Source organism: Streptomyces sp. AC558_RSS880, assembly GCF_019049255.1.
GTDB lineage: Bacteria > Actinomycetota > Actinomycetes > Streptomycetales > Streptomycetaceae > Streptomyces.
On the sequence record NZ_JAGMUJ010000121.1, the window covers coordinates 1 to 3985 of the forward strand.

The 3985-nt window shown below is 73.1% G+C and carries 4 protein-coding genes and 1 tRNA gene; all 5 read right to left on the bottom strand.

Features of this window, described 5'->3' with window-relative positions; translation table 11 throughout:
• Positions 1-25 precede the first annotated feature (25 nt).
• Positions 26-98: transfer RNA gene (locus KUM38_RS29595), tRNA-Gly, on the bottom strand.
• Positions 99-121: 23 nt separating this feature from the next.
• A complete protein-coding gene (locus KUM38_RS29600; RefSeq protein WP_217133766.1) occupies positions 122-742 on the bottom strand; it encodes a response regulator transcription factor in 621 nt (206 codons plus the stop codon).
• Positions 739-1998 carry a sensor histidine kinase gene (locus KUM38_RS29605; protein ID WP_217133768.1) on the bottom strand — a complete coding sequence of 420 codons (1260 nt, stop codon included), beginning with the start codon at positions 1996-1998 and terminating at the stop codon, positions 739-741. Before KUM38_RS29605 ends, KUM38_RS29600 begins: the two co-directional genes overlap by 4 nt.
• Before the next feature lie 28 nt (positions 1999-2026).
• Entirely contained in the window at positions 2027-2833 is an 807-nt protein-coding gene (locus KUM38_RS29610; protein ID WP_254397972.1) for an ABC transporter permease, read from the bottom strand.
• Entirely contained in the window at positions 2830-3792 is a 963-nt protein-coding gene (locus KUM38_RS29615) for an ABC transporter ATP-binding protein (protein WP_217133770.1), read from the bottom strand. The genes KUM38_RS29610 and KUM38_RS29615 overlap by 4 nt, the downstream gene beginning before the upstream one ends.
• Positions 3793-3985 lie beyond the last annotated feature (193 nt).

A 3985-nucleotide genomic window follows, 5' to 3' on the forward strand; every position in this document is an offset into this window, starting at 1 on the left:
CGATGACCGGGGCCTTTGATCACAGAGCGGACGACGAGGCTCGAACTCGCGACCTCAACCTTGGCAAGGTTGCGCTCTACCAACTGAGCTACGTCCGCGTTGCGCCGGGGCGCGAGAACAACTATACCCAACCCCGCTCGCGTGCGAGACGGACCGCCGCATGACGATTCTCCGCCCCGAGCTTCGAGACGGCCGAGGAGAGGTAGTTCCGCACGGTCCCCTGGGACAGCGCGGCCCGCTCCGCGATCTCCGCCACGGGTGCCCCGTCCGCCGCGAGCTCCAGCACCTCGGCCTCGCGCGCGGTCAGCGGGGAGTCGCCGGCGGCGATCGCGTCGGCCGCCAACTCGGGGTCGACGTAACGGTTTCCCGCGTGCACCGTGCGAATGATCTCCGCGAGCCGCTGGGCGCTGACGGTCTTGGGGACGAACCCGCGCACACCCGCCGCGAGCGCCCGCTTCAGATGCCCGGGCCGCCCGTGACCGGTCACGATCAGCACCCGGCAGCCGGGCAGCTCCGCCCGCAGCGATGTGGCGACCTTCACACCGTCCGCGCCGGGCATCTGCAGATCCAGTACGGCGACATCGGGGGCGTGCGCCCGCGCCATCGCCAGCGCCTCCGGCCCGGAGGCCGCCTCGGCGACGACCGTCAGGTCGTCCTCGAGCGACAGCAGCGCGACGAGCGCGCCCCGGATCAGGTGCTCGTCGTCGGCGAGCAGCAGGCGCAGGGGCCTTGGTGACGTCATGAGGTGACCTCGTTCACGGAGTGGGGAGCGGACACGACGGTGACCCGCCCGGCGTCCGACGGCAGCGGGACCTCGGCCGTCAGCCGGAACAGGCCGTCCCCCGCGGGCCCGGCCCGCAGGGTCCCGCCGATCTCCGCCAGCCGCTCCCGCAGTCCGACGAGCCCGGACCCCCGTCCCGGGCCCGCGCCGTCCGGCACGCCGTCGTTCTCCACCGTCAGCACCACACGCCCCTGCAGCACCCGCACCCCCACCGTGCACCGCCGCGCGTCCCCGTGCCGCAGGACGTTCGTCGCCGCCTCCCGTACGACCCAGCCGAGCGCGGACTGCACCGGGGCCGGCAGTCCGGCCGTCGGCCCGGTGACCGAGCAGTCGATGCCGGCCGCCGTCAGCACGCCCTGGGCGCCGCCGAGCTCACCGGCCAGATCGGCCTCGCGGTAACCGCGTACGACCTCCCGCAGCTCCCGCTGCGTCTCGTGCGCGAGGCGCTGCACCTCGACCATCTGGGGCACGGCCTCCGGCCGTTCCCGCTGGGCCAGTTGCACGGCCAGCTCGCTCTTCAGCGCGATCACGGCGAGGTTGCGTCCCATCACGTCGTGCAGGTCCCGCCCGAACCGCAGCCGCTCCTCGGCGACGGCGAGCCGGGCGCGGGTCTCGCGGGCCTCGTCGAGTTCGTAGACGGCGTTGAGCAGCCAGACGGAGAAGAGATAGGTGAAGGCGAAGAATCCGCCGCCGGCCAGGACGACCAGGGCGGTGAACAGGGCGACGGCAAGGGGCATGCCGAGGGCGAAGGACAGTACCGCCGTGGCCACCGCGAAGCCGGTCACACAGGCGGACACCCGCCGCCGGCCGCGGACGCCGATGGCGATCGCGCCGGCGCCGAAGACCGTCACGACCGCGAAGACCCCACCGGCCGCTCCGTCGACGCTCTCACCGGCGGGCCCGTGTTCGGCGATGAGGAGGGCGGTGACGCCCACCACCGCGGTGGTGGCACCGAGCGCCCACAGGGTGCGGACGGGCTGTGCGCGCCCGCCGCGCAGCCAGTCCAGGGCGCGTGAGGCGGCCACGGCGCAGAACACGCTGTGCACGGCCGCCAGGGACATCAGCAGCGTCCCCAGCCGGGGCTCCACCTGCCCGATCACCGGACCGCCGGCGCACACGAACTCGATCAGCGCGAACGAGTGGAACGACCACCGCGTGTACGTCTCGACCTTCGCCGGTGTGCTCTTGCGCCTCCACCAGCCGCCCGGCCCGCTCATGTCCCGTCTCCCCCCGCCCTCGCGTACGTCAGCGCCTCGGCTCCCAGCGGAACCACCGCCGTACAGCAAACACCGCCAGCAGGGTCCAGGCCACCGCCGTCGCGAGGGCGCCCAGGGCTTCGTAGGCCGACAGGTCGCCGGTCCAGCCGCCGCGCACCAGGGTGACGACGGGGGTCAGCGGCAGCAGCTCGCAGACGGAGGCCAGCTGGTCGGGGAGCAGTTCCAGCGGGACGAACATGCCGGAGCCGAGCATCGAGACGATCGTCAGCGGCATCGGCGTGACCTGCGCGCTCTCGGCGGTCCGGGTGAAGGCCGCGGTGACGGCCGCGAGCGCGGCGCACAGCACGAGCCCCAACAGCAGGCCGAGGACGGCCAGATGCGGCGCGGACGGCGCGGACATGTCCAGCAGCACCGCACAGGCCGCGATCAGCACCAGGCACTGCGTCAGTCCGGTGAGGACGGACGGCAGCGCGGACCCGCCGAGGATCTCGGCGTCGCGCAGCTCGCCCGTGCGCAGCCGCTTGAGGACGAGTTCCTCGCGGCGGACGACGAAGACGCCGGCGAGGGCGGTGTACACGGCGAACAGCAGGGAGAAGCCGACGGCGGCGGGCAGCACGACGGTGTCGGGGGTCAGTCCCGCCTCGGCGAGGTCCATCTCCTCGGCCGCCGACCGCACGCTCAGCGGCAGTACCAGCGGCACGAACAGCGCGGCGACGAGCGTGCCCTTGCTCCGCCCCAGCAGTGTCAGTTCGGCGCGGGCGAGGGAGGTCATCCGGCTCACCGGTGTGGTCGTGCGCGTGCGCGTGTTCGTCGTCGTGGTTGTGCTCGTGCTCATGCCGCGTACTCCTTCGGCGCCGTCGTCCCCGCCGACGCGTCCTTGGCGATCCCGAGGAACGCCTCCTCCAGGGATGCCGACCGCACGTCCAGCCGGCGCAGTTCCACCCCGGCGCCGTGCGCCCACATCAGCAGTCCGGTGGCCGCCCGCTGCAGTTCGCGGGTGCGCAGCCGGACGGTCCGGCCGTCGACGGTGTGGTCGCTCACGCCCAGGTCGGCGAGGGGCGGCAGGTCGCCCACGAAGTACCCCTCGGGCAGTTCGAAGGTGATCCGGGACGGCTCGCTCGCGGTCACCTCGGCCGGGGTGCCGGTGGCGGCGATGCGTCCGTCGTGCATGATCGCGAGCCGGTCGGCGAGGTGCTCGGCCTCCTCCAGGTAGTGCGTGGTGAGCAGCACGGTCGTACCGCCGTCGCGCAGCGCGCCCACCAGCTCCCAGGTGTCCCGGCGGCCCTCGGCGTCGAGCCCGGTGGTGGGTTCGTCGAGGAAGAGCACCTCGGGGTCGCCGAGCAGCGCGAGCGCCAGGTCCAGGCGGCGCCGCTGGCCCCCGGACAGCTGCTTCACCCGGACGCCGGTCTTCGCCTCCAGCCCGACCAGCGCCAGCACCTCCCGCTCGGGGCGGGCCCCGCTGACGCACCCCGCCCACATCCGGGCGGTCTCGGCGACGGTCAACTCGGAGGGGAAGCCCCCTTCCTGGAGCATCACGCCGGTGCGGGGCCGTACGGCGGCGCGCTCGGCGTACGGGTCGTGGCCGAGCACCCGGACCCGCCCGCCGGCCGGGGCGGCGAGCCCTTCCAGCAGCTCGACGGTGGAGGTCTTGCCGGCGCCGTTGGTGCCCAGCAGGGCGAAGACCTCTCCGCGCCGCACCGAGAAGTCGATCCCGCGCACCGCTTCGAACCCGCCCCCGTAGACACGTCGCAGGCCGGTGACCTCAATCACGTGTTCGTGTTCGTTCGCTTCCATGCTCCGATCCTCCCGGCGGCCGGGAGGACCCGGCAGTGCGGGCTGTCATCACCGGACATGACAAATGTCAGGCGGACGCTCAGGGAACGCATGACAAAGGCCCCGGTCGATGACCGGGGCCTTTGATCACAGAGCGGACGACGAGGCTCGAACTCGCGACCTCAACCTTGGCAAGGTTGCGCTCTACCAACTG